The sequence below is a fragment of the Mycoplasma sp. 4044 genome (assembly GCF_053851695.1).
This window is the reverse complement of record NZ_JBSQBD010000006.1, coordinates 1-1,131: the sequence shown is the minus strand read 5'-3', so window position 1 is coordinate 1,131 and position 1,131 is coordinate 1. Positions and strand designations below refer to the sequence as shown.

The window sequence follows — 1,131 nt, the reverse complement described above, 5'->3', positions numbered from 1 at the left end:
AGATCGTCAGCTAAGGTCCCAAAATTGTGTTAAGTGAGAAAGGTTGTGAGATTTCTTAAACAGCTAGGATGTTGGCTTAGAAGCAGCCATCGTTTAAAGAGTGCGTAATAGCTCACTAGTCGAGAGATCTTGTGCCAATAATTTAACGGGACTAAAACACAATACCGAAGCTACGGGCTAAATTTTAGCGTTAGGAGAGCGTTCTAAGGGCATTGAAGCCAGACCGTGAGGACTGGTGGAGCGCTTAGAAGTGAGAATGCCGGTATGAGTAACGATTCAGTGTGAGAATCACTGACGCCTATTGGGGAAGGTTTCCTGGGCAAGGTTCGTCCACCCAGGGTTAGTCGGGACCTAAGACGAGGCCGAAAGGCGTAGCCGATGGACAACTGGTTAATATTCCAGTACTTCCTTAAAATGTGATGGAGTGACGGAGGAGGATAACATTACCACTTATCGGATTGTGGGGTAAGTATTTAGAAGGTTGCTGGAGGCAAATCCCTAGCGACATAACTTTGAGATACGATGCATAGTGAAATGGCAACAAAGTAACGAATTATGTGATTTCATACTTCTTAAAAAAGCTTCTAACTTAAGTTTTAAGGGACCCGTACCGAGAACGGACACACGTCCCCAAGATGAGTATTCTAAGGCGAGCGAGAAAACCAATGTTAAGGAACTCTGCAAAATTATCCCGTAAGTTCGCAAGAAGGGATGCCTATAGCAATATAGGCCGCAGTAAAATGCGAGGGGGAACTGTTTATCAAAAACACAGCTCTATGCTAAGTCGCAAGACGATGTATATGGGGTGACGCCTGCCCAGTGCCCGAAGGTTAAGATGATACGTTAGCATTTGCGAAGCGTTGATTTGAAGCCCGGGTGAACGGCGGCCGTAACTATAACGGTCCTAAGGTAGCGAAATTCCTTGTCGGCTAAATACTGACCTGCACGAAAGGCGCAATCATCTCTTGACTGTCTCAACATTGGACTCGGTGAAATTATGGTCCCAGTGAAAACGCTGGGTTCCCGCATCAAGACGAAAAGACCCCGTGGAGCTTTACTATAACTTCGTATTGAATTTTGGCTTAACATGTGTAGGATAGGTGGGAGACTTTGAAGAGTAGACGCTAGTTT

At 45.4% G+C, this 1,131-nt stretch carries 1 rRNA gene; it reads left to right on the top strand.

Annotation, left to right across the window (positions count from 1 at the left end):
• A 23S ribosomal RNA gene (locus ACWXVN_RS03015) occupies positions 1-1,131 on the top strand; the annotation flags it as partial.